We start from the raw sequence: 21,236 nt of genomic DNA on the forward strand, positions 1-21,236 counted from the left end.
GGCATTGATGCAAAGCATTTAGATTTGGAGCAAAGATATGCATCGCTTTTCAAAAATCATAAACGCGACGTTGGGCGCGGCCATTTCTGCCTGCGTTCCGACCGCACTTGCTGCCCAACAATCGGACTGGTCTTATCAAGCTACGATTTACCTGTTCACGCCCGAAACCAACGTTTCGCAAGAAACCGCTACTGGGGAACTGGAAGGCACGCTCAGTTTTTCAGACGCGCTGGAGAACCTTGATCTGGCCTTTATGGGCGCGTTTTCGGCAAGCAACGGACGATGGTCCCTGTTGGCTGATTACAATTATACGGACTTATCGTTCAGCAATAACGCCCCCGGGCCGGGTAGTGCTGAGCTAAACACCTCACTGACGACACAGTTCTTTAGCGGCTATGTCGGATATCGTGTATTAACCACCGACAAATCCAAGGTCGATCTGGCTGGTGGCTTTCGCTGGTTCAAAACGGAAACCGATCTGACCGTAACCCCCGGGGCGGCCCCCGGTCGCTCGGTGAATGTCAGCGAGAATTGGACCGATCCGGTGATCGGGATACGCACTCAAACCCAGTTGACTGAGCGTTGGTCAGCGACCGGGTTTTTCGACTATGGCGGATTTCGCAGCGGCAGCGAGACCTGGCAGGTTTTGCTGACTGCTGATTATGAGATCAACACCAGTTGGCTACTGCGGTTTGGCTATCGCTATATCTCATTCGACCATGAGATTGACGGAAATGACTTTTCGTTCGATCAGTCCGGACCTGTGTTTGGCGCTACCTATCGGTTCTGAAACGTCGGTCCAAAATCAACTAAGTGTTGTTCAAACCGCTCTGACGGTTTGAACGGCCAGGCGCTGTTGAGCCATTCCAAGCATGAAGAAGTGAGGAAGCGCTTGCGGCAGTTTCTGTGCTGCAAGCTGTGACCACGTGCAAAGCTGCAGCAGGACCATCGCCCCACCTACAACAATTGTCGCGCCTAATACTGGTGAGGCCGCAAGGTCGTGGCTATGCGTGCTGGCGATCCACAACGCAAATCCAAGACGGGTGACGGCGACGGCATCCGTCACGCGGGTCAAACCGGGCAGGAAATAGCTTGTAAACGCTGTCGCGATCACGATGGCTCCCATGTAGATCAAACCGGTCAGAACCGGCAGCGGCAAACCCATGCGGGTTGCATCGATATGAGCGTAAAGGACATACCCTGCGGAAAACGCCAGAAACGCGATCGAATACAGTCTTCGTTTTTCCTGATCGAGATGTTTAAAGACCCGCTTCACCACGAAGACCCTCTGACTGTGTACTACGTCTTTGTGAGCCGTGATTTTGCGGTTGATCTGACGAAATAAGGGCGGAAGTTTGACTTTGTCCTTGTACGGCACTGCGTATTGACATGCCGGTGGACCTCAAAACGCGAAAAATTGCCTCGAAACCGTCGCGTTGAACACGAGGGAGCCGTTATTTCTTGAGTGAAATCATCTGCGTATAATTGTCGGCAAGCATACGCGCGTCGTCGCGATCGAATTTAACGGATGGCAGTTTTTGCATGTCGATATCATAGGGCCCGGAAAACAGCTGGGACAGATCAACGTTCAGATGGATTTCAGGGTTGGCGTCCTCTGATACCTCAGCAGGCAAAGTGAAAGAAACTTCGCGGGCGTTTTCAGAAAATCCGACATGATACACAAGCGGGGAAACCACATCCCCCACTTGTAAGGCACCTTCGAACACGACGAATTTATAGCCGACTTCCCAATTCCAAGCCATCTGGCTGTTGGGATCAAGGTCTCCGCGCACCTCGATAGAGCTGTTGGCGCTTGGGTCGACACCGATCAAAAACTGTAATCCGTCTACAGCCCGTATCGGAACGTCCGGCACAGTGACCGAATGTGACCCGTCTGCATTATCAAAACGTAAAAGATGGTAGCTGTCCGGTTCTGCATAAATTTCGTTACCGCCAGACAGAGACAAGTTGCTGACGTAAAAACGGAAATCGCGAATTCGGAACGTCCCTTCCCCACCGGGGTTTTCATAAACAAATTGGTCGAAAACCAATGGAGAGTCGTCCATTTCCGCATGGAAGATCAGCGTCACGGTCTTGGGCTTTGTTTCCCGCATAGCCATCGCGACCCAGGCACCGATGATAACGGTCAAAACAACGGCGACTCCGGTCATGATCTGAGGTCGTTGCATCATGTGCCTCCGTCGAACGGATCAGAGAATTTTGGATCCGTCAAAAAGGTTTCGTCCGTCAGCGTATGCAGAAAGGCGATGATCGCGGTGATTTCCTCGGGTGTCATCCGCAATCCGATCGTATCGTCTGGGGTATCGGGCGCATTATCCGCCTCAAGGATCAGCGGGCTGAGTGTGTCGCTGGCGACGATGCCGTCATTGTAGTGCGCCATGACATCCTCGAGCGTTTCGAAACGTCCGTCATGCATGTAGGGCCCAGTTACCGCGATGTTGCGCAGGCTGGGCACCTTGAAAAACCCTTTGTGCGCGGCGTTGCCTGTCACGGCCATCAGACCTGGCGCTAGCTCTTTATCACTGTCGAGACCGTTGTTTGAAAAGCCATCCAGAGCGTCGCGAAATCCGGAAGTCAGGAACTGGCTGTGGCAATCAATGCAATTGCCCCCACGCAATGAAACCTTGGTGTCGGGGTGCGCCATAAACAGTTTACGCCCATGTTCTTCTTGCGGGGTCAGGCGGGCTTCTCCGCGTAGAAACCGATCGTATTTTGAATCAGCCGAGATCAGCATTCGCATAAAGTTCGACAGGGCCCGCGCTATGTTATCAGCACTGACATCGCCATATGCGGCCCGAAACATCCTTCGGTACATGCGCGACGCGGAAAGCTCATCAACCAGCGCGTCGATGTCCTGTCCCATTTCCTCGGGGTGCTGGATTGGCATTAACGCCTGTTGCTCCAGTGACGTCGCACGCCCGTCCCAAAAGAACCTTTCCTGCCCCCAAAGCAGGTTTGTTAGGCTCATCGAGCTGAATTCCAGCTCACCGCCTGACAAAGCCGGGGCCTTGGCCCGGCCATCTGTGAACGCAAGCGCCTGCACATGGCAGGTCGCGCAGGATACCTGATTGTTGCCCGACAAAATCGGGTCGTAAAACAGGTGCCGACCAAGCGCAAAGCTTTCCTCGGTCAACGGATTATCTGGCGGAACACTAAAGCGGCCGAAAACAAAAGGCGCCGAAAAATCCGCGATCGGAGTAGTTTGCGGCACGCGTGTGCGATCCCAGATCAACCACCCTGTCGCCGCACAGATCAAGACAGCGATCAACAGGACCAGCACACGGTTCATTGCGTTCTCGGCCCCTTAGTGGTGATGTACAAAACCCGAACCGAACAGACCTTCGACGTTTTCAACGCCTTTGTTGTAGCGTTCTTTGAAGTCGACGGTCGCGATACGCTCGCCCGTTTCAAGATCGTGCACTGATATCGTGTGGGCATTCAGACTGGCGATAAAATCCACATCCGTCGGGTCATCTTCCGCGCCGTTCCCAAGGTTCAGAAGATTGTTTTGGATCGCGATCAGATCCCGGCCGGATGCCGAGGTGAAAAAGATCATGTGATGGGCACCGGGATCCGCGACGATATCAGGCCCACTGGACACGAGCTCGGGCAAAGCTGCCAGTTCGTACCGCTTCACCACGCCGGGCAAGGCATGCGAAACAAACAGTTCATCCTCGGTGCCGTAGAATTCCAGCGGAACAGCAGTGTCATTTGCCACGCCGCTATAGATAACCTCGGGCGTACCAAATGTCTTAGAGGACGCATCATAAGGCACTTTCCAGGTTTCAAAGCCGAACATCGTATTGGCAAGAATTGCCGGTTCGATATCGGGGTGAATAGTGGGACGCGCAAACAGAACCTCGACCGGTGAGGATGGGAAGTTCAGTGGCTTCTCATTTTCGACAGTGATGTTTTGAATCGGCTCCAACGTGTTCAGGTCAATAATCGTCAGAACGTTACCGACACCTGTCGCAAGGTCGGGATGCACCGTTGATGTCACCACCATGCGGTCCTCAAAGGCCGAAATGCCATGTGGGTACATGATATAAGGCTCGCCTTCTGGTATCTGGCTTTTACGCGCTTCGATGACTTTGACGACCTCATTGGTCTGCGGATCAAAGACCCCGACCGAGCCGCCATCGTCTCCGCCCGTGCCACCCATAAAGGTGACGAACATATATTCCTGCCCGTTCGAGGTGGTCCACATGATGTCTTCGCCAACAATCTGGCCTTGCGTATCCAGACAGGTAAAGCCTTCGATTACGGGCGCGCCGGACGCGTCACGGGACAGACCGACCTCGGCCAAGCTGCAAGCCGGGTCCAGCCCGGTCGAATACAATCTGCCATTCGGGCTGTAATACAAATGGTGCAGAGGGTGTTCGATATCTGGTTGTTCAACTTCGCTCAGGATCTCTCCGAAACGATCAGATTCCGGGTCGAGTTCGACAATCGCAATGCTGTGACTGGTGTCCAGCGTTGGCAACCCACGCAGCAGCACCATCCCCTGACTTTCTTCCCGGTTTTGCGATTGGGCTGGCGATAATGCGACGATAGAAACGCCCAACCCCAGCAACACGGTTTGAACAACAGAATTCAGTCTCATGGCATTTCCCCCCGGATGATGCGGAATCGAAAAACTGTAGCGCTCAAGGCACTTTACCTTACGTAAATTATTAACACAGAGCGAAAGCTGCGCCAAATGAAGTCCGCTGAAGATTGGTCAAACATCGGTGGTAAAGCGTTTAACTACGCGCTTTATCAACCGGTGAGCGAGCAATTTAGGCCCATTGTCTCGCATAGATATTATTGCGCCCAGCGCAGAACAATTCCGGGTGCTTTAAGCCGGTAAGGAAATACCTTTCGACTCAATTCGCTACGCCGAATGAAAAATCGCCGCCTCGACATTTCGAGGCGGCGATATCAGTTCGACTTTTTCGGAAACTCTTAGTCAATCAGGACTGAACGGCCTTCATGAAACGGTCGCGGATCACCACCGGATCCATCGTGATCGGCGGCATCTTTGCGTTTCCGCTCTCGCATTTAGACACAATGATGGTCATCTGACCCGCGTCCAACGCCTCTTGCAGGACCCGGCCTGTATCTTCAGCCGCGCACTCGATGACGCGCTCGCATCCTGCGGCCTCGGCCATTTTCGTCAACGATGTCTTCTGCCCGGCATAGGTGGGCTGATCACCGGTCGATCCATAAGAACCGTTGTCCACGATCAGCAGGATGTAGTTGTCCGCCACGTTGTTGGCGATGGTCGGCAGAGTGCCCAGATTGGTCAGCACCGAGCCGTCACCATCAATCACGATCACCGGTTTAGGCTGCGACAGCGCCAAGCCCAGACCGATGCTTGAGGCCAGCCCCATTGTTCCCAGCATGTAGAAATTGCTGGGCTGATCGTCGATCGCGTGCAACTCCTGACTGGGGATGCCGATATTGCAGACAACAAGCTGGTCACGCAGGATCGGGGCGATTTCTTTCAGAATGTCAGAACGGATCATTGGTCGCCATAGCCTCCCCAGAAATTGGCGTCGGTCAGAATGGCGACCGGCTTGTTGCACATGAATATGTATTTCAGGATTGCATCCAACTCCTCGACATCCGCCTGATGGTGGAAGTGATACGTTGGGATGTTCAACTGGGCCAGCAGTGCCTTGGTGTGCACAGCCATCTCGACCTGACAGGCAATGGGTTCGCGCAGTTCGCCACGATACGAGATCAGCATTGGCAGCGGCATCCGGTAATATTGGATCAACGTGGCCAGTGTGTTGATCGTCACCCCGATGGCGGTGTTTTGCATGATGATGGCCGGACGCTTACCGCCCATCCATGCACCTGCGCACAGCCCCATACCCTCGTCTTCCTTGTTCGAGGGGATGTGGTAGATACCCTCGCGCTCATCAATCTCGGCGATGACACCCGCCAATTGCTTGCACGGGACGGTGGTGACAAACGAAATATCGTTCGCCATCAGATCATCGGTGATCTTTTTGTCTATGTTCATGTCGTATCTGTAAGTCCTGTTTAAGGCGCCTTCAGGCGCGATTGAGACGATCAGGTTCGGCGATGCACATGCACCGCGCAGGTTGCATGGCGCACGACCCGCGATGCGGTCGAGCCAAGGAAATAGTCGCTTAAGCCCGGCTTATGGGACCCTATGACGATGCAATCGAAGTTGTTGTCATGAGCAAAATCAATGATCGTTCGGGCGGTGTGGCCCTTGACGATCTCGGGCTTGACCCCGTCCAAACCTGAAACCTTTTCGCGCAAGAGATTACGCGCGGCGCGAAACCCTTCGGCGACAACGTCCTTGTCCAGATAGGCGCTGACAGATCCCTGGGGCATTTCGTAGACATGCAGCGCGACAACCTCGGCGTCAGCAGCAGAAAGGGCCTGAGCAACTTGCAGCGTGTGCTGCGATATGTCGTGGTCCAGCGCCATGGGTACGAGAATTTTCTGATACATTGGTCCCTCTCTTTCTTACGGGCCTATTCCCAAGGCTTCAGGATGATTTTGGGCGCAGCCACCGCCCCATTGCGAAGATCTTGAAACGCTTTGGACCCGTCTGACATCGCCCTCTCTTCCGGCCAGTTCAAGGCACCGAGGCGTCCATCGAAAATTGCCTGTGCCGTTTGGCGGAAATCATCGGCAGTATATGTATAGGTGCCGATAAAAGTGATCTCCTGCAAGGTCATCCTTCGGATATCCAAGCCGCCCGCATCCTCACCCAGACCGACATGCGCCACGACACCGCCCGGTAGTACCTGTTCAGATGCGACCGCGCGTGTTGCAGAATACCCAACCGCATCGATAATCATTGGGAACATATCGGTTGTCTCGGCAACTACGTCAAAACTCTTTAGATCTTTCAAAAAGGCGCGGCGCAGGTCGTTCGGTTCAAGCACGCGCACATCGTTGACGCCCATCGCGCCCAAGGCCAGCGCCGCGGCCAATCCAATCGCACCACCACCAATCACAAGCGCACGCCGATCCATTGACGGGTCCAATGCAGCCAAGGCCAACCGTGCCGTGTGCCAACTAACCGCCAATGGCTCAGCCAACGCCGCGCGGGTCAATGGGACTGCATCCGGAACTCGGATTAGATTGCGTTCAGGCATCGAAACAAACTGGGAAAACGCACCCTGACGAGGCGGCATCGAAATGATCTGCCTGTCCGGGCACAGGTTTTCCCGCCCAGCCGTGCAAGCCGGGCAGCGACCGCATGTGACCAAAGGATTAATCGTTACCCGATGTCCATCAAAAGGCCCGCTGACCACCACACCTGCGGCCTCGTGACCAAGAACAAGCGGCGCAGGGCGTCTTTCGTCATGGCCAAGATAAGCGTGCATGTCCGACCCGCAAATCCCAACCGCTTCGACGCGAATAAGATGCTCATCCGATGCCGGTACAGTGTCCGCGACATCGCGATACGCAAGCTGTTCGACATCTTCATAGACAAGGGCTTTCATTTCGCCGTAAACCCCCCGTCAACCATCAGGACTTGCCCCGTGACATAGTCAGACGCACGCGAACACAGAAAGAGGATCGGGCCGTCAATGTCCTGCAGTCGCCCATTGCGATTGACACAGGTTTGCGCTGCATTCCTCTCTGCCCGTGCGGGGTCGTCAAACACGGCTTGTGTCAGTTCTGTTGGGAAAAAACCCGGTCCGATCGCATTCGCGGTGATACCGTCGCGCGACCACGCCTCGGCCATGGCTCGGGTTAGCTGCCCGATCCCAGCCTTGGTGGCACCATAGGCGATCCCGCCGGGAAACGCGCGCGTTGTCTGTAATGAGGCAAAGTTGACGATCCGCCCCCAGCCTTTGCGTTTCATCGCGGGGACCAATGCCTGGCTAAGAAAAAACGGCACACTCAGGTTCAACTCAAGCGTTTTGTCCCAGCCGTCATGGGTAACTTCATCTGCGATCTCACGGGTGTTGATGCCCGCAGCATGGACGACGATATCAGGCGCGCCGAAACAGGCGCTGATCTCACTGGAAAGCTGAGGCAAACGGGTCCTGTCAGACACATCAGCCGTGACCGTCTTGACGCGGTCTCCGACCTCCTCGCGCAGGGCTTTCAACGCGTCCTCACGCCGTGCAACACCCACAACCTGCGCACCGGCCGCAAACAAAACCTGAACAGTACGACGCCCCAAGCCAGTGCTTGCGCCGGTCACACAGGCAACACGGCCCGTCAGATCAAAAAGCGTCCTTGGGTCATCCATCTGCGGACAGATCGAACTGTTCATCAGGGAAATACTTGGCCAAGCGCACATCGGCGGCGCGGGCGTGCCCCTCCATCCCCTCCAACCGCGAAATCCGAGCTGTGGCCACGGCGATGGGCTTTGAGCCCTCGCGCGTGGCGCGCTGCCAGGTTACGATCTTCATGTACTTGTGGACACTCAGCCCGCCCGTATAGCTGGCCGCGCCCGAGGTCGGCAGCACGTGGTTGGTGCCGGTAGCCTTGTCGCCATAGGAAACGGTCGTCTCTTCGCCCAGAAACAGTGATCCATAGCAGGTCAGGCGACCTAGCCACCAATCCAGATCCTCGGCCTGAACGGTTAGATGTTCGGGGGCGTATTCGTCAGAACAGGCCGCCATTTCCTCACGATCCGAACAGACGATCACTTCGGCATAGTCGCGCCATGCGGCAGAGGCGTTTTCGCGATTCAATTCGGGCAGATCGGCGATCAGCGAGGGCACCAGTTCCATAACCTTTTGCGCCAGCATGCGATCATCCGTGACCAGCCAAACGGGCGAGTTATAGCCATGCTCAGCCTGACTGACCAAGTCGGTGGCGACAACATGGGCGTCAGCCGAATTGTCGGCCAAGATCAGGCTGTCGGTCGGCCCCGCGATCATGTCGATGCCAACCTTGCCATAGAGAATACGCTTGGCCTCGGCCACGAACTGGTTGCCGGGACCCACAAGGATATTCGCGCGCGGGAGGCCGAACAGACCATAGGTCATCGCCGCCACACCCTGCACCCCGCCCATGGCAAGAATGCTGTCAGCACCACAGATATGCGCGGCATAGACAATTGCGGGCGCAACCCCCTCGCCCGGACGCGGCGGAGAGCACGCTGTAATATGGCGACACCCGGCGACCTTGGCTGTGGTAACCGTCATGATTGCGCTAGCGATATGGCTGTATCGCCCGCCCGGAACATAGCAGCCCGCAGCGTCCACAGGGATCGCTTTTTGGCCAGCTACAAAGCCCGGTACAATCTCCATCTGCACATCAGAGACCGTCGCTTTCTGCGTTTCCGCAAAACGCCGCACATTGTCATGCGCAAACCGGATGTCCGCTTTCAACTTTTCAGGAACCCTTGCAATCGCCGCATCGATCTCGGCCTGGGTCATCAACACGTTGCCGTCGTATTTGTCGAACTTGGCTGCGTATTCTTTCGCTTTGGCGTCCCCTCCGACTTCGATGTCGGCAAGGATCGTCTTGACCGTCTCATGCACTTCGGACGCATGGGATTGCGGGGTCAGCGTCGCCTTTTTCAGATACTCACGCGGCATAATCGTAAAGCCCTATTGGTAGATTGCAGGAAGCAACGTGGTCGAAACTGCCGGAACATAGGCAATCAGGATGACCACGATGAGCATTGTCAAAACAAACGGTATGGCCCGGGCTGCGATCTTAAGGATGGACTCACCGGTAATCCCCGACACAACAAACAGATTTAGCCCAAGCGGCGGCGTAATAAACCCAACCCCCAGCGCCGTAATCATCATGATACAGAACTGAATCTCGTTCATCCCAATGTTGTCGGCCAGCGGCTTGAGAATGGGGGCCAGGATAACAATGTTGGGTGTCGTCTCCATGACGCAGCCGGCGGCGATCAATATGCCGATCATAAGCAGGATCAACAGATAGGGGTCTTCGGTCAGCGAAGTCACGGCTGTCACGAACCCTTGCGGCACACCCATGATCGCCAAAGCTTCGGCAAGCGGGGCCGAAAAGGCGATGATCGGCAGGATCACCCCGTTCACCTTGGCCGAACTGACCAGCATCGACGGGAAATCAGCCAGTGTCAGCGTGCGCAGGATGAAGCCCATGATGATGGTGACGACCACGGCGGTCGCACCGGCCTCGGTCGGCGTCAGGCGGCCCGAGAAGATGCCGTAGAAGATGATCCCCGGCACGATGAACGCATACCAGCCGGACTTCAGCGCCTTGCCCAGATTGGCCAGCCATTCACTCATGGTCATCATACCGCCGCCCTCATAGGAATAGATGCGGTTCATGATGATGTTGGTCACAAGGATCGAGACCAGAATGGCCAGACCGGGGATAAGGGCCGCCAAAAACAGGGTCGAGGCGGAAATACCCAGCACAAGCCCGATGATGATGTACGCAATTGATGGCGGGATCAGGATGCCGGTACAGGCCCCGGCTGCCACCAGCGCGCAGGCATAGGGACGCGGATAGCCGCTTTCGACCAGACGGTTGATCGTCATCCGGCCGACCGCAGCAGCACCTGCCGCGTCCGAGCCTGAGATCGCGGCGAACATGCCACAGACCAGAACGGTCGCAGATCCAAACCCGCCTTTGGCGAAACATGTCAGTGCCTCGGCCACATCCAGGAATTTTCGGGATAATCCGGTTCTCACCAGCACGTCGCCCGTCAAAATGAACAGCGGCACGGCGGTCAGGGCAAAGGCGTCGATGCCGGTGAACAAGCTTTCGCCCACAAGGCTCAGCGGCAGGTCACCGGACATAACCAGCATGACGATGGCGGCGGTACCAATGGCCGCCCAGACGGGCACGGCCAGTGCGATTAGCCCAACGAACAGGATTACGGGCAGGTAGAAATCCCAACCCAGTTCAACGGTTTGATTGAGGGAACCCCAAAGCATCGTGATCTCCCTCAGTCAAAAAGTTTGTCGCCTTCGAAGACGGGCGTGCCGTCACGAAGGGATTTCAGGTCGCGCATCAGCGACTGGATCAACCGCCAGATCATTAGTGCAAATCCGGTTGGTACGGCCATCAGGAACCAGACCTTGGACACCCGAAGACCGTCGGTCACCGATCCGAATTTGGCCGAGACATGCACCGCCTCGTAGGACCAGTAGAGCGCGATGACCGCGACGACGAACATGACCAGATCACCGAAGATATACAGCAGCGCCTTGGGGCGCGGCCCAAGGTAATGCATGATCACGTCGATGCGGATATGGGCGCGTTCCTTCACCGCCGCAGCCGCGCCGATCCACGCCAGATAGATGAAAGAATAGCGGACGATTTCTTCGCCCCAAATCGACGAGAATGCGAAAATCTCGCGCCGAAGGACCTCGATGGCCATGGTGATGACCAGCATCACGTAGAACACCAACAGCAGCCAGCGCTCGGCGTTGCGGTCTATGTTTTGTAGTAAGGTCATCAGTTCCCTCGTCGATAGAGCAGTCAGGCGCACGCCTTCTGTTCCGGGTCTTTACCGGCCTGACTGCATGAGGTGATGGCGGTCGCCCGCCCGGATCGGATCAAGCGTCGTGGACGTAGTACTTGCCCTGCGTACCGGCCGCCTCGACCAGCTTTTCGAACGCGTCCATCGACCCGGCGAGTTCTGTCTTGAACGGATCCCATTCTGCGTTCTGATATCCGCCAGCATCTTCCCACTCGGCCAGTTGATCCGAACTGAGAGAATGGAACTCGACACCGGCCTTGTTCAACTCGGCCATTGCATAGGCCCGCGCCGAAGGAACCTTGGCAAGGTTCTGGTGGCTGGTCATCTCGGACCCCCACATGATGCCATCCTGCACGTCGGCTGGCATCGAATTGAACCATTCAAGGTTACAGGAATAAACCTGACTGTCCGGAACGGCCTGCGTAAAGGTCACATGGCTGAGGATGTCCTTGAACCCAAAGACAAACAGCGCCCCGACAGACGGATCCAGCGCATCCGCGACACCCTGCTTGATGGCCGAGGGGGTCTCTCCCCAAGCGACGGGTGTCGGGTTCGCTCCGACCATACGGTAGTATTGCTGTAGCATCTTAGAGCCCGGCACACGGAACTTGACGCCGCCCATATCACCCGGAGTGATAATGGCGTTTCCACCTTGGCGTACAGCCACAACCCGCGGGTCGATCACCACATAAAACAGTGCTTTGAAGCCTGCAGCTTCGACCTTGGGATGCACCTCGTTTTGCCATGTGTCCGAATGAACAAGATTGGTAAATTTCTGGTTCGAACCGCAAAGGTACGGCATGTTGATTAGGTCAACGGTCGACGCGAACGGAGCAAAGTTAGACAGGGAATGCTGTGCCGCCTGAATGGTACCACCCTGCACCTTCTGAACCAGCGATCCGCCTGCACCCAGCTGACCGCCCGGTGCTAGTTTGACGTATACCTTGCCATTGGTCGCGTTCTGAATGTTCTCTTTCAGGTCCAGTTGCATGATCGGGTAACTGCGCGAGGCACCCAGAACATAAGCTGTTGCAATTGTCATCACATGTTCTGCGGCCTGCTCGCGTTCACGCTCTTCCTTGGCGGTTTGCGCAGCTGCTTCAGAGGACCACAGGACCCCCCCTGCCCCGGCCACCAACGCAGCCGTAAAAGCACCAGTGGCGCTTAGCTTCAGGAAATTGCGCCGCTCTGCAGATGCAAGTTCTTTTCTGTCGTCGTTCATTAAGTTGCCCTCCCAAGCAAAAAATTCAGCCGTCGCTTTTTTCGTCGCGGTCAGCCTCCTTTTTCAGAATTGCGACAACGAACAGAATCGACGCCGCGAATAGAACCAACATCTCTCCCACGTCCCCGAGGAATGCACTGTTCGCAAAAGCGCCCATCGAAACATTCGCAAAATAGACGACGAATACGATCATTGACGCATACAGAAACATCTTCCGGGTTCCCTATTGGATTCGGCTCAATTTCATTTGTAAGCGCTTACATACAAAATGCAAGCGCTTACATATCTGCTTTCAATACGCCGTGCTTGCGCATAGAGTTATTGGAGAACGTGAATTTCGGGTTTGGAAATGTCGAAACTAAGGTCCACACCAACGCTGGATGATGTCGCCAAGATGGCCGGTGTTTCGACGGCAACTGTGTCTCGTTGCCTGAACAATCCCGATCGCGTCGTGGAAAAAACACGGCAAAAGGTCCAGTCAGCCGTGGACTCCCTGGGATATACACCAAATTTCGCAGCGCGGGTCATGGCAGCCAAACGTAGCTTTACGATCGGCGCAATCATCCCAACGATGGAGAACGCAATCTTTGCCCGTGGTCTGCAAGCCTTTCAGGAAGAACTGCATCAGCGCGGTTTTACCCTACTTGTGTCAAGTTCGGCCTACAAACCCGACATCGAAGAAGAACAAATTCGAACACTGACCGCCCGCGGCGTGGATGGTTTGCTGTTGATTGGCCACGACCGCGACCCCAAAATTTATGAATATCTTGAGCGGCGTAAAATCCCGACCCTGGTCGCCTGGTCCTATCTGGAGGGCGCAAGCCTACCCTCCATCGGTTTCGACAACCGGGCCGCCATGTGTGCTCTGGCAAACCGCGTCATAGGGTTGGGTCATCGACGTTTAGCGGTGATCTCAGGTATTCGCCTTGGCAACGATCGGGCCCGCCTAAGGGCTGAAGGCGTCAAGGATGCAATGCGCCAGAGCGGCCTCGACCCAGCAGACCTTCGGATCAAAGAAACCCCATACGAAATTGAACACGGGTCCGAGGCGTTTTCTGAGCTTATGGCTGATGCTGAACCACCTACGGCCGTTCTATGCGGCAACGATGTGCTTGCGGTCGGAGCGCTACGGCGCGCACAAGACCTAGGCTTCAAGGTTCCCGAAGACGTATCGATCACCGGTTTCGACGACATCGAACTGGCCCGCATCGTCACGCCTGCCTTGACCACGGTTCACGTTCCGCATCGTGAAATGGGCCGAAAGGCAGCACTTCAGCTTGTGGAAATGGTAGAAAATCAATCTGCCGGAACCGGTGAACAATTGGCGACCGGTATCATTGACGGAAAATCCCTTGGCCCACCTTCACGGGTCTAAGCTGCCTCTGCCTCCATCGTTCTGAAATCATCCTTCAGCCATTCATGTTTGCTGCACATTGGGCCGGTGAAGTGCTGTCGGATCAATTTCCCCATCGCCTTTTGGATCAAAGCCGAGGTGGTCTCGGGATACACTTCGGTTGTAAACAGCGACACCGTGCGCACAAAGTTCCGGCCAGGGAACGGGATGGCGCGCACGTTGTCATGGAACCTTTGGGCACGATGAAAACAAGCAGCCGTCGTTATGGCCCAGCCGGCACCTTCGGCGACCAACCCAATGATCGACTGGTTGCATTCCAGTTCGAACCGGTTCGGTAAGTTGTACTTGCTTCGGGTCAGCTGGATCTCGATCTGTTTGCCGATCATGTAGTCGCGCGAGTACCGCAACAAGGGCAGATCGGCATCTGGGGTGAACAATGCCTCGGCTGTGCCTTCGAAGCCGCTGGGTAGGATCACAATGAACGGATCGCGCATCAACGGATATTCAATCAGCCCGTCTGTTCGCTCGGACGGGCGCGTTGCGACACCAGCGTCCAATTTGTGTTCTTGCAGCTTGGCTATGATTTCATGGCTGGGGCGTGTGAAGTGGCGGAAATTACAGCGCGGCAGGGCTTGTGCCAGAAACCTGAACAGATCCGGCGCAATTTGATTGTCGAAATCGTCGATTAAGGCCAGTCGCAAGTCGGTAGCGTGGCGCCAGTTTCCGGTGCGAATCTCGGCCTCGCCTCGCCGTAGGGTGGTCAAACCGTCCCGGACATAGCGCGCAAAGACTTCGCCCGCCGGGGTCAGACCCATCGGACGACGGCTATGGTCGACCAGCTCAATTCCAAGGGCGTTTTCAAGGCTGCGCAGATGGTTTGAAACAGTACTGATCGACAGCCCCGTCTCAGATGCGACTTGCTGAATTGAGCCCGACTTGGCAATGAGCTGAAACACCTCCAGCCAGCGGAGGCTCAGAGATTTCGACATATCCGACACCCATAGTTTCGACTTCTTCGAAACTATGGAACCAGAGATTGCACCCTGCGGCAACGAAGAAATGGATGCCGCAAGGAACGATCAGGACTTCATCCGACTGAAACCAGGGTCATAGGGTGACGGGTCAATCACCCGAACCGGAACACGTTCGCCGCACCGGTCCAGTTCCAACTCAGAACCGATGGCAGAGAATTCCGGCGCCAGGAACCCATGTGCTAGGTTGAGGCCGGTGCGATGCCCCCATTCACCTGAAGTAATCGTTCCAACAACCCCGTCTTCGTGCATCAGCGACGCACCTGCATGCGCCGGGCCCTGCGTAGAATCAATTTGCAGCACCACAAGTTTCTTGCGCGGCCCTTCGGCATGACGGGCCAAAAGGGCTTCGCGACCGACAAACTCCTCCTTTTCCAGATTTACAAAGCGGTCCAGCCCGGTCTCAAACGGATCAAACTCGGTGATCAGATCGGCCTTCCAATGAAGGAAGCTTTTCTCCATGCGCATCGACTCAACCGCGCGAGCGCCAAAAAGCTGTATTCCGTGCGCTTCTCCGGCCTGCCGAAGTGCCAGATACGCTGCATACAGAGACGCGTTTGGGACATGAATTTCATATGCCAACTCGCCAGAAAAACTGACGCCCATGACCACAGCGGGCGCGATGCCGACGAAACACTCGCGCACACTAAGCCAAGGGAAAGCCTTTGCTGACCAGTCCCCCCTAGCGCAACCTGACAGCACGGCGCGCGCCTTTGGGCCAGCAAGTATCAGAATTGTATGGTCGTTGGTCAGACTACGTATCTGCACGTCTTCTCCGGCGCGTCGATGGCGGATCAGCCAGTCCATGTCATGCAGTTCGCTGGCAGCGGCTGAGCCATACCAGACACGTTCGGGGCCGCGATCGCTGGCAGGTAAGTTCGCCACCGTAGCCTCGGCCTTGACCATCCCGTGTTGGTTCAGCAGGTACCCCAATCCAACACGGCCAGCGCGGCGGTTCAACTTGCCGCAAAAGAGCCGGTCCAGAAACGCATGACGATCTGCACCCGTTATTTCAATCCTGTTGAAACCGTTTACTTCGGCGATACCAACACCGGATTGCACATTCTCAACCTCGGCAGCCACCACATCAAAGGTTTCGTCAAAATCGAAACTGAGGGTCGGTGAGAAATCAGAGGACGGCTTGATGTAATCCACCCTCTCCCATCCATTGACCACCGTAAACTCAGCCCCCTCGGCCGCCAAAACAGGCGTCAGGGGGGTTGTCTTTGCCGGCCGTCCAGCGGGGCGATGTTCATGCGGAAAGTGAAACCGAAACTCGTTCTGATAGTCTTCGATGGCCTTTAGCGCCGTCAGCTCGACATTGGTGTGACCTGCAAATCGGCGTGGATCAAGGCACCATGTGTCGTAGCACGCCTCGCCGTGTACAATCTGCTGCGCCAATAGCCAGCCGTGACCACCCCCTTCACCCAGCCCTGCACGCAACCCGATAATACAGAACGCGTTTCGCTTGCCGGGGATCGGCCCTACCAGAGGCGCGCCGTCAATCGTGTAGGTGATCGGGCCATTGACCACCGTGTGTACGCCAACCTCCATCAAGGCAGGCATCCGGGCAAAAGCGCCTTCAAGCACATCCGTCACGCGATCCAGATCGTCCGGGCAAAGCGCGTTGACGAAATTCGGATCGATCCCGTCCATTCCCCAGGTTTTGCAGTCCTGTTCATAAAACCCCAGCAGCAAACCGTTCTTTTCCTGCCTGCAATAATAGTCGCTGATCGGACAGCGCAGCAGGGGCATCCGGTGGCCAGCGTCGCGGATCGCCGGAATTTCTTCAGTCAGAAAATACTGATGTTCCATGGACGATACCGGATGGTGCACACCCATCATCGCGCCCACTTCGTTGACGCGGTAGCCACAGGCGTTGACCACGATATCGCAGTCTATGTCACCGTGTTCCGTCTGGACGGTCCAAGTGTCGTCTGCGTGTTGTCTCAAGCCAATCACGGGCGTGTTGCGATAGACCTCCGCCCCGGCCTTGCGCGCACGTCGCGCCAGCGCCTGACACAGTTGCGCCGGGTCGATGTCTCCGTCCAGCGGGTCCCACAGCCCGCCGATCAGGTTTTCAGTCGATATCAACGGATGACGGCGTGCGCATTCTGCCGCGTCGATGACCTCAAAATGTACGTCCATGCCCCGCGCCATCGAGGCGAAATGGCGGTACCCCTGCATCTGGGCTTCGGTATTGGCCAGTCGGATACCCCCATCGCCGTGGTGGTAGTTGATAGGATAGTCCGGGTCTTCGGCCAGTTCTTTATACAATCGGATCGAATGCGATTTCAGCCCGACCATGGTTTGGTTCATACCGAAATTCGTCACCTGCGCGGCGGAATGCCACGTGGTCCCCGAGGTCAGCTCGTTCCGCTCGACCAGGACCACGTCGCTCCAGCCTTCCTGCGTCAGATGGTAGAGCGTTGAACACCCAGCAATTCCGCCTCCGATCACAACCACTTTGGTGCGCGACTTCATCCGCTCTTCTCCCGCTATTTCGGTTCAAGTTTTGCGGAACAAGGGGTTCTGGCGACAACAGGACAGTCACTTGTATTGAAAAATCGAAACCGCGATTGCGGATTCTGCAAATTGCACTTCGCCTTTGCGAAGGTTGCATTTCGACGCTTAGGGTTTGCGAAAGGCAACAGAGAAGGAACCGCATGACAGCAAGCGGCAAAAGAAGTGGAAGACGTGCCCGGCACGCGCAGCGCGCCGCTGCACCTGTCATAGATCCCTGTCCGCCCGGTCAGGTCGGCGGGGCGTTCAAACCGCTAACAGTGCCCGAGATCACGCAAATCTACGACACAGCAATTCGTTTGCTTGGAAAACTGGGCATGGGCAACGTACCAGATCGTCTGGCCCGGGATCTGTTGGCTGCCGGTGCCAAACCGGGCGAACCCGGGCGCCTGCTTTTTCCCCGCGACATGGTCGAGGGCGCGATTTCCGCCGCACCCAAAAGCTTTGTTTTTCATGGCCGCGACCCAGCGCGTTCGATCACTGTGGGTGGTGACCGGGTGTATTTCGGCACCGGTGGTGCAGCGGTTCAGACGCTGGATATCGACAGCGGGATATATCGACCGGCCACGCTGACCGATCTGCACGATTTCACGCGCTTGCAGGATACATTGGCCAATGTCAGTTGGTTTACCCGCTGCTGTGTTGCGACAGATGTACCGGATGTCCGTGACCTGGACATCAATACAGTCTATGCGCTGGTGCGTAACACGACCAAACCGATCGCAACCTCGTTCACTCTGGCAGAGCATGTGGCTCCGATTGTCGAGCTTTTGGATATCGTCGCCGGCGGACCCGGCGAATTCGCCAAGCGCCCTTTCCTGAAGGCTCATATCAGCCCGGTTATCTCGCCTTTGCGCTACGGTGAGGACGCCGTCGATGTGGTCTATGAATGCGTAGCTCACAACATCCCCATGTCCTGCATTACCGCTGCTCAGGCAGGTGCGACAGCCCCGGCAACGTTGGCCGGATTTCTGGCGCAATCTCTGGCCGAGACACTGGCCAGCCTCGTCATGGTCAACACAATCAAACCCGGTTTTCCGATGGTGTTTTCCAACTGGCCGTTCATTGTAGATTTGCGAACCGGATCCTTTGCAGGTGGCAGCGGTGAAACCGCGATCCTAAACGCGGCCTCGGCGCAGATTACGAACTGGCTGGGGCTGCCATCGGGGGTCGCTGCGTCGATGACCGACGCCAAGGCCATCGATGCGCAATATGGGGCTGAGAAAGGGATCACTTCGCTGGCTGCCGCATTGGCCGGGGGCAATTTGATCTACGAAAGCTCAGGGATGACTGCTTCCCTGTTGGGTGCCAGTTTCGAAGGTTTCGTATTGGATAACGAAATGCATGCCCACACCTACCGCGCGCTGCGTGGGATCGAAGTGACCGAGGAAAACCTTGGGTTCGACGCCATCTGCCAATCCGTTCTGGGCGACGGGCATTTTCTGGGCAGCACGCACACCTATGCCGCCATGGAACGGGATTACTACTATCCGGAACTGGCCGACCGAAACGAGCCGCGCACATGGGCCGACGAAGGGGCCGCAGACGCATGGACAGTCGCCCGTGAACGCGCGCGAGAGGTTCTTGCCACGCATCACCCTCAGTACCTGACAGCTGCGCAGGATGCCGAAATACGCGCGCGGTTTCGTATCCTCAATTGATCTTTCTCAACGCGCATTCGGCGGCTAGGGTCAAGGGAACGTCTGATCAATGAGGCCCATATGACCGACCCCTTTTTTCAGCCAGTCTCGGCAATGGAACTCGCGCGCTTTGCAGGCGTGCCGACCTTCATGCGCCTGCCCGGCATGACACCCGATCATGAGCGGATTGGCGAGGTCGATATTGGGTTGGTCGGAATTCCGTGGGACGGCGGCACCACGAACCGACCCGGCGCGCGACATGGGCCGCGCCAATTGCGAGACTACTCGACCATGATCCGCGCGATGAACCCTGTAACCGGGGTTTCGCCATTCTCAATGGTGAACTGCGCCGATGTGGGTGACGTCGCACCAAACCCAGTCGATATCGAAGACACGCTTCATCGTGTGACCGCCTTTTTTGCGGAGCTTGCAGCAAAAGGCATTACCCCTCTGACCGCCGGGGGGGATCACTTGACCACCCTTCCCGTCCTGCGTGCACTGGCTAAATCCGGTCCACTGGGATTGATCCAGTTCGACAGTCACACCGATCTGTTCGACAGCTATTTCGGCGGGCATAAGTTCACGCACGGCACCCCCTTTCGTCGCGCAGTCGAGGAAGGGCTGATCGACCCCAAGCGTTTCGTACAGGTCGGCATTCGCGGCACCGCCTACAACACCGAGGATGTGGAATGGGGCGAGGCACAGGGCATTCGCATCATACGCATCGAAGAACTGTTCGACCGCGGCATTAGTGACGTTATGGCCGAAGTGTGCAGCATCGTCGGCTCTGAACCCACCTACTGCACCTATGACATCGACTTCGTGGACCCCACATTTGCCCCCGGAACGGGCACACCCGAGATCGGCGGACCAAACAGCTTTCAGGCGCAACAGGTGATACGCCAAATGGCCGGGGTGAACCTTGTGGGGGCCGATCTGGTCGAGGTCTCGCCCCCCTTTGATCCAAGCGGCGGCACCGCGTGGCTGGGGATATCGCTGATGTTCGAACTGCTTTGTGTTTTGGCACAAGCCGTCAATGCGCGCTGCTAACTGACGTTTTCAGCGATCATGGAAATCATCTCGAACATCACCGCTGCGGCTGTCAGCGCGGTGATGTTGTTGGGGCTGTCCTTCGTTGGCATCATACAGACGACATCTCCGCCCACGATATTCAACCCGCGCGCCGCACGCAGAATGCAAACGGCCTCATCAATATCGAACCCTTTCTCACCTGGTTCAAGATTTGACACTGCAGGCGCTACGGTCGGGTCGAGGCAATCGAGATCAAAAGTGACATAGACTGGCCGATCCCCTAGAACCTCGCGCGTCTGCGCCACCACGTCCTCAAGCCCGCGCTGGCGGAATTCGCGCATGGTGACGATGTTGTAGCCATAGTCATAAGACGGTTGCAGCCAATCCAGACTGCGTGGATGGCCGCGCAGGCCGATCTGCATCGAACGGGTTGGGTCAACCTGCCCCTGATCGGCCAGATACGCCCCCCAGTGGGCCGCAGATTTCTTAGCACCCAGAAAGTGGTCTACCTTGGTGAAAACGTCCGTATGCGCGTCCAGATGCAGAAAGCTGATCGGTTCTCCACCCGCCAAGTTACCCCGGCCCAAAGCCTGAACAATCCCGCCGGTGATCGAGTGGTCGCCGCCCACCGAAACTGGTCGTGCACCGGCGGCATCTATTGTTTTGAAAAAGGTCGTGATCTGTTCGATGCAATCTTCGTTGTCATTGGCACGCGGAAACGGCACGTCGCCCACGTCAGCAATCCGGGCGCTAGTCCATGGATCAATTTCAAAAACAGAATGCACACGTCGCTGGACGGCCGAGACATGACGCAGGGCCCGTGGGCCAAGGTGCTGATCGCGCTCGGTCGTTCCATTCCCGGTCGAATGGGGCACGCCGACCAGTGCGATATCCTGCCCTTCGGGACCTTGGTTGGGGCAACGAAACAACGTCGGCACACCCCACCAGTACAGGTTATCCATCATCGACTGTTCATAGCGGTCGGTCATCT

Annotated in this window: 21 protein-coding genes; 4 read left to right on the forward strand and 17 right to left on the reverse strand. The window is 56.4% G+C overall.

Translation table 11 applies throughout. The annotated features are described in order from the left end of the window. The first annotated feature begins 37 nt into the window (after window positions 1-37). Window positions 38-790 carry an outer membrane protein gene (locus ACR0BD_RS19380; RefSeq protein WP_480832890.1) on the forward strand — a complete coding sequence of 251 codons (753 nt, stop codon included), beginning with the start codon at window positions 38-40 and terminating at the stop codon, window positions 788-790. A gap of 30 nt (window positions 791-820) precedes the next feature. Here ACR0BD_RS19380 and ACR0BD_RS19385 read toward each other — a convergent pair whose 3' ends face one another. The 14 genes from ACR0BD_RS19385 to ACR0BD_RS19450 all read right to left on the reverse strand — a co-directional run bounded on the left by ACR0BD_RS19385 (window position 821) and on the right by ACR0BD_RS19450 (window position 12,876). Further along, window positions 821-1,276 (reverse strand): hypothetical protein, encoded by a 456-nt coding sequence (locus ACR0BD_RS19385; protein ID WP_480832892.1) that lies wholly within the window; start codon window positions 1,274-1,276, stop codon window positions 821-823. A 178-nt stretch (window positions 1,277-1,454) separates the two neighbouring features. Beyond that, window positions 1,455-2,189, reverse strand: coding sequence for an MbnP family protein (locus tag ACR0BD_RS19390; protein ID WP_480832893.1), 735 nt, complete (start codon window positions 2,187-2,189; stop codon window positions 1,455-1,457). Continuing rightward, window positions 2,189-3,310: a cytochrome-c peroxidase gene (locus tag ACR0BD_RS19395; RefSeq protein ID WP_480832895.1), complete on the reverse strand. Its 1,122-nt coding sequence runs from the start codon at window positions 3,308-3,310 to the stop codon at window positions 2,189-2,191. The genes ACR0BD_RS19390 and ACR0BD_RS19395 overlap by 1 nt, the downstream gene beginning before the upstream one ends. Before the next feature lie 15 nt (window positions 3,311-3,325). Further along, on the reverse strand, window positions 3,326-4,624 hold the full coding sequence (locus tag ACR0BD_RS19400) for a hypothetical protein (protein ID WP_480832897.1): 1,299 nt from the start codon (window positions 4,622-4,624) through the stop codon (window positions 3,326-3,328). Window positions 4,625-4,973: 349 nt separating this feature from the next. After that, complete coding sequence (gene comE / locus ACR0BD_RS19405) at window positions 4,974-5,528, reverse strand: sulfopyruvate decarboxylase subunit beta (RefSeq protein ID WP_480832899.1); 555 nt, start codon at window positions 5,526-5,528, stop codon at window positions 4,974-4,976. Then, on the reverse strand, window positions 5,525-6,031 hold the full coding sequence (gene comD, locus ACR0BD_RS19410) for a sulfopyruvate decarboxylase subunit alpha (protein WP_480832901.1): 507 nt from the start codon (window positions 6,029-6,031) through the stop codon (window positions 5,525-5,527). The genes comE and comD overlap by 4 nt, the downstream gene beginning before the upstream one ends. A gap of 50 nt (window positions 6,032-6,081) precedes the next feature. Further along, complete coding sequence (locus tag ACR0BD_RS19415; RefSeq protein WP_480832903.1) at window positions 6,082-6,492, reverse strand: universal stress protein; 411 nt, start codon at window positions 6,490-6,492, stop codon at window positions 6,082-6,084. A gap of 23 nt (window positions 6,493-6,515) precedes the next feature. Next, window positions 6,516-7,496 carry an alcohol dehydrogenase catalytic domain-containing protein gene (locus ACR0BD_RS19420; RefSeq protein WP_480832905.1) on the reverse strand — a complete coding sequence of 327 codons (981 nt, stop codon included), beginning with the start codon at window positions 7,494-7,496 and terminating at the stop codon, window positions 6,516-6,518. After that, a complete protein-coding gene (locus ACR0BD_RS19425; protein WP_480832933.1) occupies window positions 7,493-8,254 on the reverse strand; it encodes an SDR family NAD(P)-dependent oxidoreductase in 762 nt (253 codons plus the stop codon). The genes ACR0BD_RS19420 and ACR0BD_RS19425 overlap by 4 nt, the downstream gene beginning before the upstream one ends. Beyond that, window positions 8,247-9,554, reverse strand: a complete 1,308-nt coding sequence (gene hisD / locus ACR0BD_RS19430; protein WP_480832907.1) for a histidinol dehydrogenase — start codon at window positions 9,552-9,554, stop codon at window positions 8,247-8,249. Before hisD ends, ACR0BD_RS19425 begins: the two co-directional genes overlap by 8 nt. A 12-nt stretch (window positions 9,555-9,566) precedes the next feature. After that, a complete protein-coding gene (locus ACR0BD_RS19435; RefSeq protein WP_480832909.1) occupies window positions 9,567-10,895 on the reverse strand; it encodes a TRAP transporter large permease in 1,329 nt (442 codons plus the stop codon). 11 nt (window positions 10,896-10,906) lie between these two features. Then, window positions 10,907-11,419 (reverse strand): TRAP transporter small permease, encoded by a 513-nt coding sequence (locus ACR0BD_RS19440; RefSeq protein ID WP_480700180.1) that lies wholly within the window; start codon window positions 11,417-11,419, stop codon window positions 10,907-10,909. Between the two features lie 100 nt (window positions 11,420-11,519). Further along, window positions 11,520-12,665, reverse strand: coding sequence for a TRAP transporter substrate-binding protein (locus ACR0BD_RS19445; RefSeq protein WP_480700181.1), 1,146 nt, complete (start codon window positions 12,663-12,665; stop codon window positions 11,520-11,522). 25 nt (window positions 12,666-12,690) lie between these two features. Further along, window positions 12,691-12,876 carry a hypothetical protein gene (locus ACR0BD_RS19450; RefSeq protein ID WP_480700182.1) on the reverse strand — a complete coding sequence of 62 codons (186 nt, stop codon included), beginning with the start codon at window positions 12,874-12,876 and terminating at the stop codon, window positions 12,691-12,693. 138 nt (window positions 12,877-13,014) lie between these two features. Here ACR0BD_RS19450 and ACR0BD_RS19455 point away from each other — a divergent pair, with 138 nt between their 5' ends. Beyond that, window positions 13,015-14,040, forward strand: a complete 1,026-nt coding sequence (locus ACR0BD_RS19455; protein ID WP_480700183.1) for a LacI family DNA-binding transcriptional regulator — start codon at window positions 13,015-13,017, stop codon at window positions 14,038-14,040. Here ACR0BD_RS19455 and ACR0BD_RS19460 read toward each other — a convergent pair. Both ACR0BD_RS19460 and ACR0BD_RS19465 read right to left on the reverse strand, forming a co-directional pair. Continuing rightward, the gene (locus tag ACR0BD_RS19460; RefSeq protein WP_480700184.1) at window positions 14,037-15,008 is read right to left on the reverse strand and encodes a LysR family transcriptional regulator; all 972 of its coding nucleotides are present in this window, start codon (window positions 15,006-15,008) and stop codon (window positions 14,037-14,039) included. The two genes, ACR0BD_RS19455 and ACR0BD_RS19460, sit on opposite strands and share 4 nt — an antisense overlap. 90 nt (window positions 15,009-15,098) lie before the next feature. After that, the gene (locus ACR0BD_RS19465) at window positions 15,099-17,534 is read right to left on the reverse strand and encodes a GcvT family protein (protein WP_480832912.1); all 2,436 of its coding nucleotides are present in this window, start codon (window positions 17,532-17,534) and stop codon (window positions 15,099-15,101) included. Between the two features lie 182 nt (window positions 17,535-17,716). Here ACR0BD_RS19465 and ACR0BD_RS19470 point away from each other — a divergent pair, with 182 nt between their 5' ends. Beyond that, complete coding sequence (locus ACR0BD_RS19470) at window positions 17,717-19,234, forward strand: trimethylamine methyltransferase family protein (RefSeq protein WP_480832914.1); 1,518 nt, start codon at window positions 17,717-17,719, stop codon at window positions 19,232-19,234. Window positions 19,235-19,294: 60 nt separating this feature from the next. After that, entirely contained in the window at window positions 19,295-20,263 is a 969-nt protein-coding gene (locus tag ACR0BD_RS19475) for an agmatinase (RefSeq protein WP_480832916.1), read from the forward strand. Here the strand turns inward: ACR0BD_RS19475 and ACR0BD_RS19480 are convergent. Then, the gene (locus ACR0BD_RS19480; RefSeq protein WP_480832918.1) at window positions 20,260-21,234 is read right to left on the reverse strand and encodes an arginase family protein; all 975 of its coding nucleotides are present in this window, start codon (window positions 21,232-21,234) and stop codon (window positions 20,260-20,262) included. The two genes, ACR0BD_RS19475 and ACR0BD_RS19480, sit on opposite strands and share 4 nt — an antisense overlap. Window positions 21,235-21,236 lie beyond the last annotated feature (2 nt).

It is taken from the genome of Ruegeria sp. G5 (assembly GCF_056533365.1).

Coding starts and splice junctions, on each gene's coding strand:
- ACR0BD_RS19425 (WP_480832933.1), bottom strand. CDS start 8,254: ATGGATGACCCAAGGACGCTTTTTGATCTGACGGGCCGTGTTGCCTGT.
- ACR0BD_RS19440 (WP_480700180.1), bottom strand. CDS start 11,419: ATGACCTTACTACAAAACATAGACCGCAACGCCGAGCGCTGGCTGCTG.
- comE (WP_480832899.1), bottom strand. CDS start 5,528: ATGATCCGTTCTGACATTCTGAAAGAAATCGCCCCGATCCTGCGTGAC.
- comD (WP_480832901.1), bottom strand. CDS start 6,031: ATGAACATAGACAAAAAGATCACCGATGATCTGATGGCGAACGATATT.
- ACR0BD_RS19450 (WP_480700182.1), bottom strand. CDS start 12,876: ATGTTTCTGTATGCGTCAATGATCGTATTCGTCGTCTATTTTGCGAAT.
- ACR0BD_RS19445 (WP_480700181.1), bottom strand. CDS start 12,665: ATGAACGACGACAGAAAAGAACTTGCATCTGCAGAGCGGCGCAATTTC.
- ACR0BD_RS19480 (WP_480832918.1), bottom strand. CDS start 21,234: ATGACCGACCGCTATGAACAGTCGATGATGGATAACCTGTACTGGTGG.
- ACR0BD_RS19420 (WP_480832905.1), bottom strand. CDS start 7,496: ATGAAAGCCCTTGTCTATGAAGATGTCGAACAGCTTGCGTATCGCGAT.
- ACR0BD_RS19395 (WP_480832895.1), bottom strand. CDS start 3,310: ATGAACCGTGTGCTGGTCCTGTTGATCGCTGTCTTGATCTGTGCGGCG.
- ACR0BD_RS19435 (WP_480832909.1), bottom strand. CDS start 10,895: ATGCTTTGGGGTTCCCTCAATCAAACCGTTGAACTGGGTTGGGATTTC.
- ACR0BD_RS19400 (WP_480832897.1), bottom strand. CDS start 4,624: ATGAGACTGAATTCTGTTGTTCAAACCGTGTTGCTGGGGTTGGGCGTT.
- ACR0BD_RS19465 (WP_480832912.1), bottom strand. CDS start 17,534: ATGAAGTCGCGCACCAAAGTGGTTGTGATCGGAGGCGGAATTGCTGGG.
- ACR0BD_RS19475 (WP_480832916.1), top strand. CDS start 19,295: ATGACCGACCCCTTTTTTCAGCCAGTCTCGGCAATGGAACTCGCGCGC.
- ACR0BD_RS19455 (WP_480700183.1), top strand. CDS start 13,015: ATGTCGAAACTAAGGTCCACACCAACGCTGGATGATGTCGCCAAGATG.
- ACR0BD_RS19470 (WP_480832914.1), top strand. CDS start 17,717: ATGACAGCAAGCGGCAAAAGAAGTGGAAGACGTGCCCGGCACGCGCAG.
- hisD (WP_480832907.1), bottom strand. CDS start 9,554: ATGCCGCGTGAGTATCTGAAAAAGGCGACGCTGACCCCGCAATCCCAT.
- ACR0BD_RS19460 (WP_480700184.1), bottom strand. CDS start 15,008: ATGTCGAAATCTCTGAGCCTCCGCTGGCTGGAGGTGTTTCAGCTCATT.
- ACR0BD_RS19415 (WP_480832903.1), bottom strand. CDS start 6,492: ATGTATCAGAAAATTCTCGTACCCATGGCGCTGGACCACGACATATCG.
- ACR0BD_RS19380 (WP_480832890.1), top strand. CDS start 38: ATGCATCGCTTTTCAAAAATCATAAACGCGACGTTGGGCGCGGCCATT.
- ACR0BD_RS19390 (WP_480832893.1), bottom strand. CDS start 2,189: ATGCAACGACCTCAGATCATGACCGGAGTCGCCGTTGTTTTGACCGTT.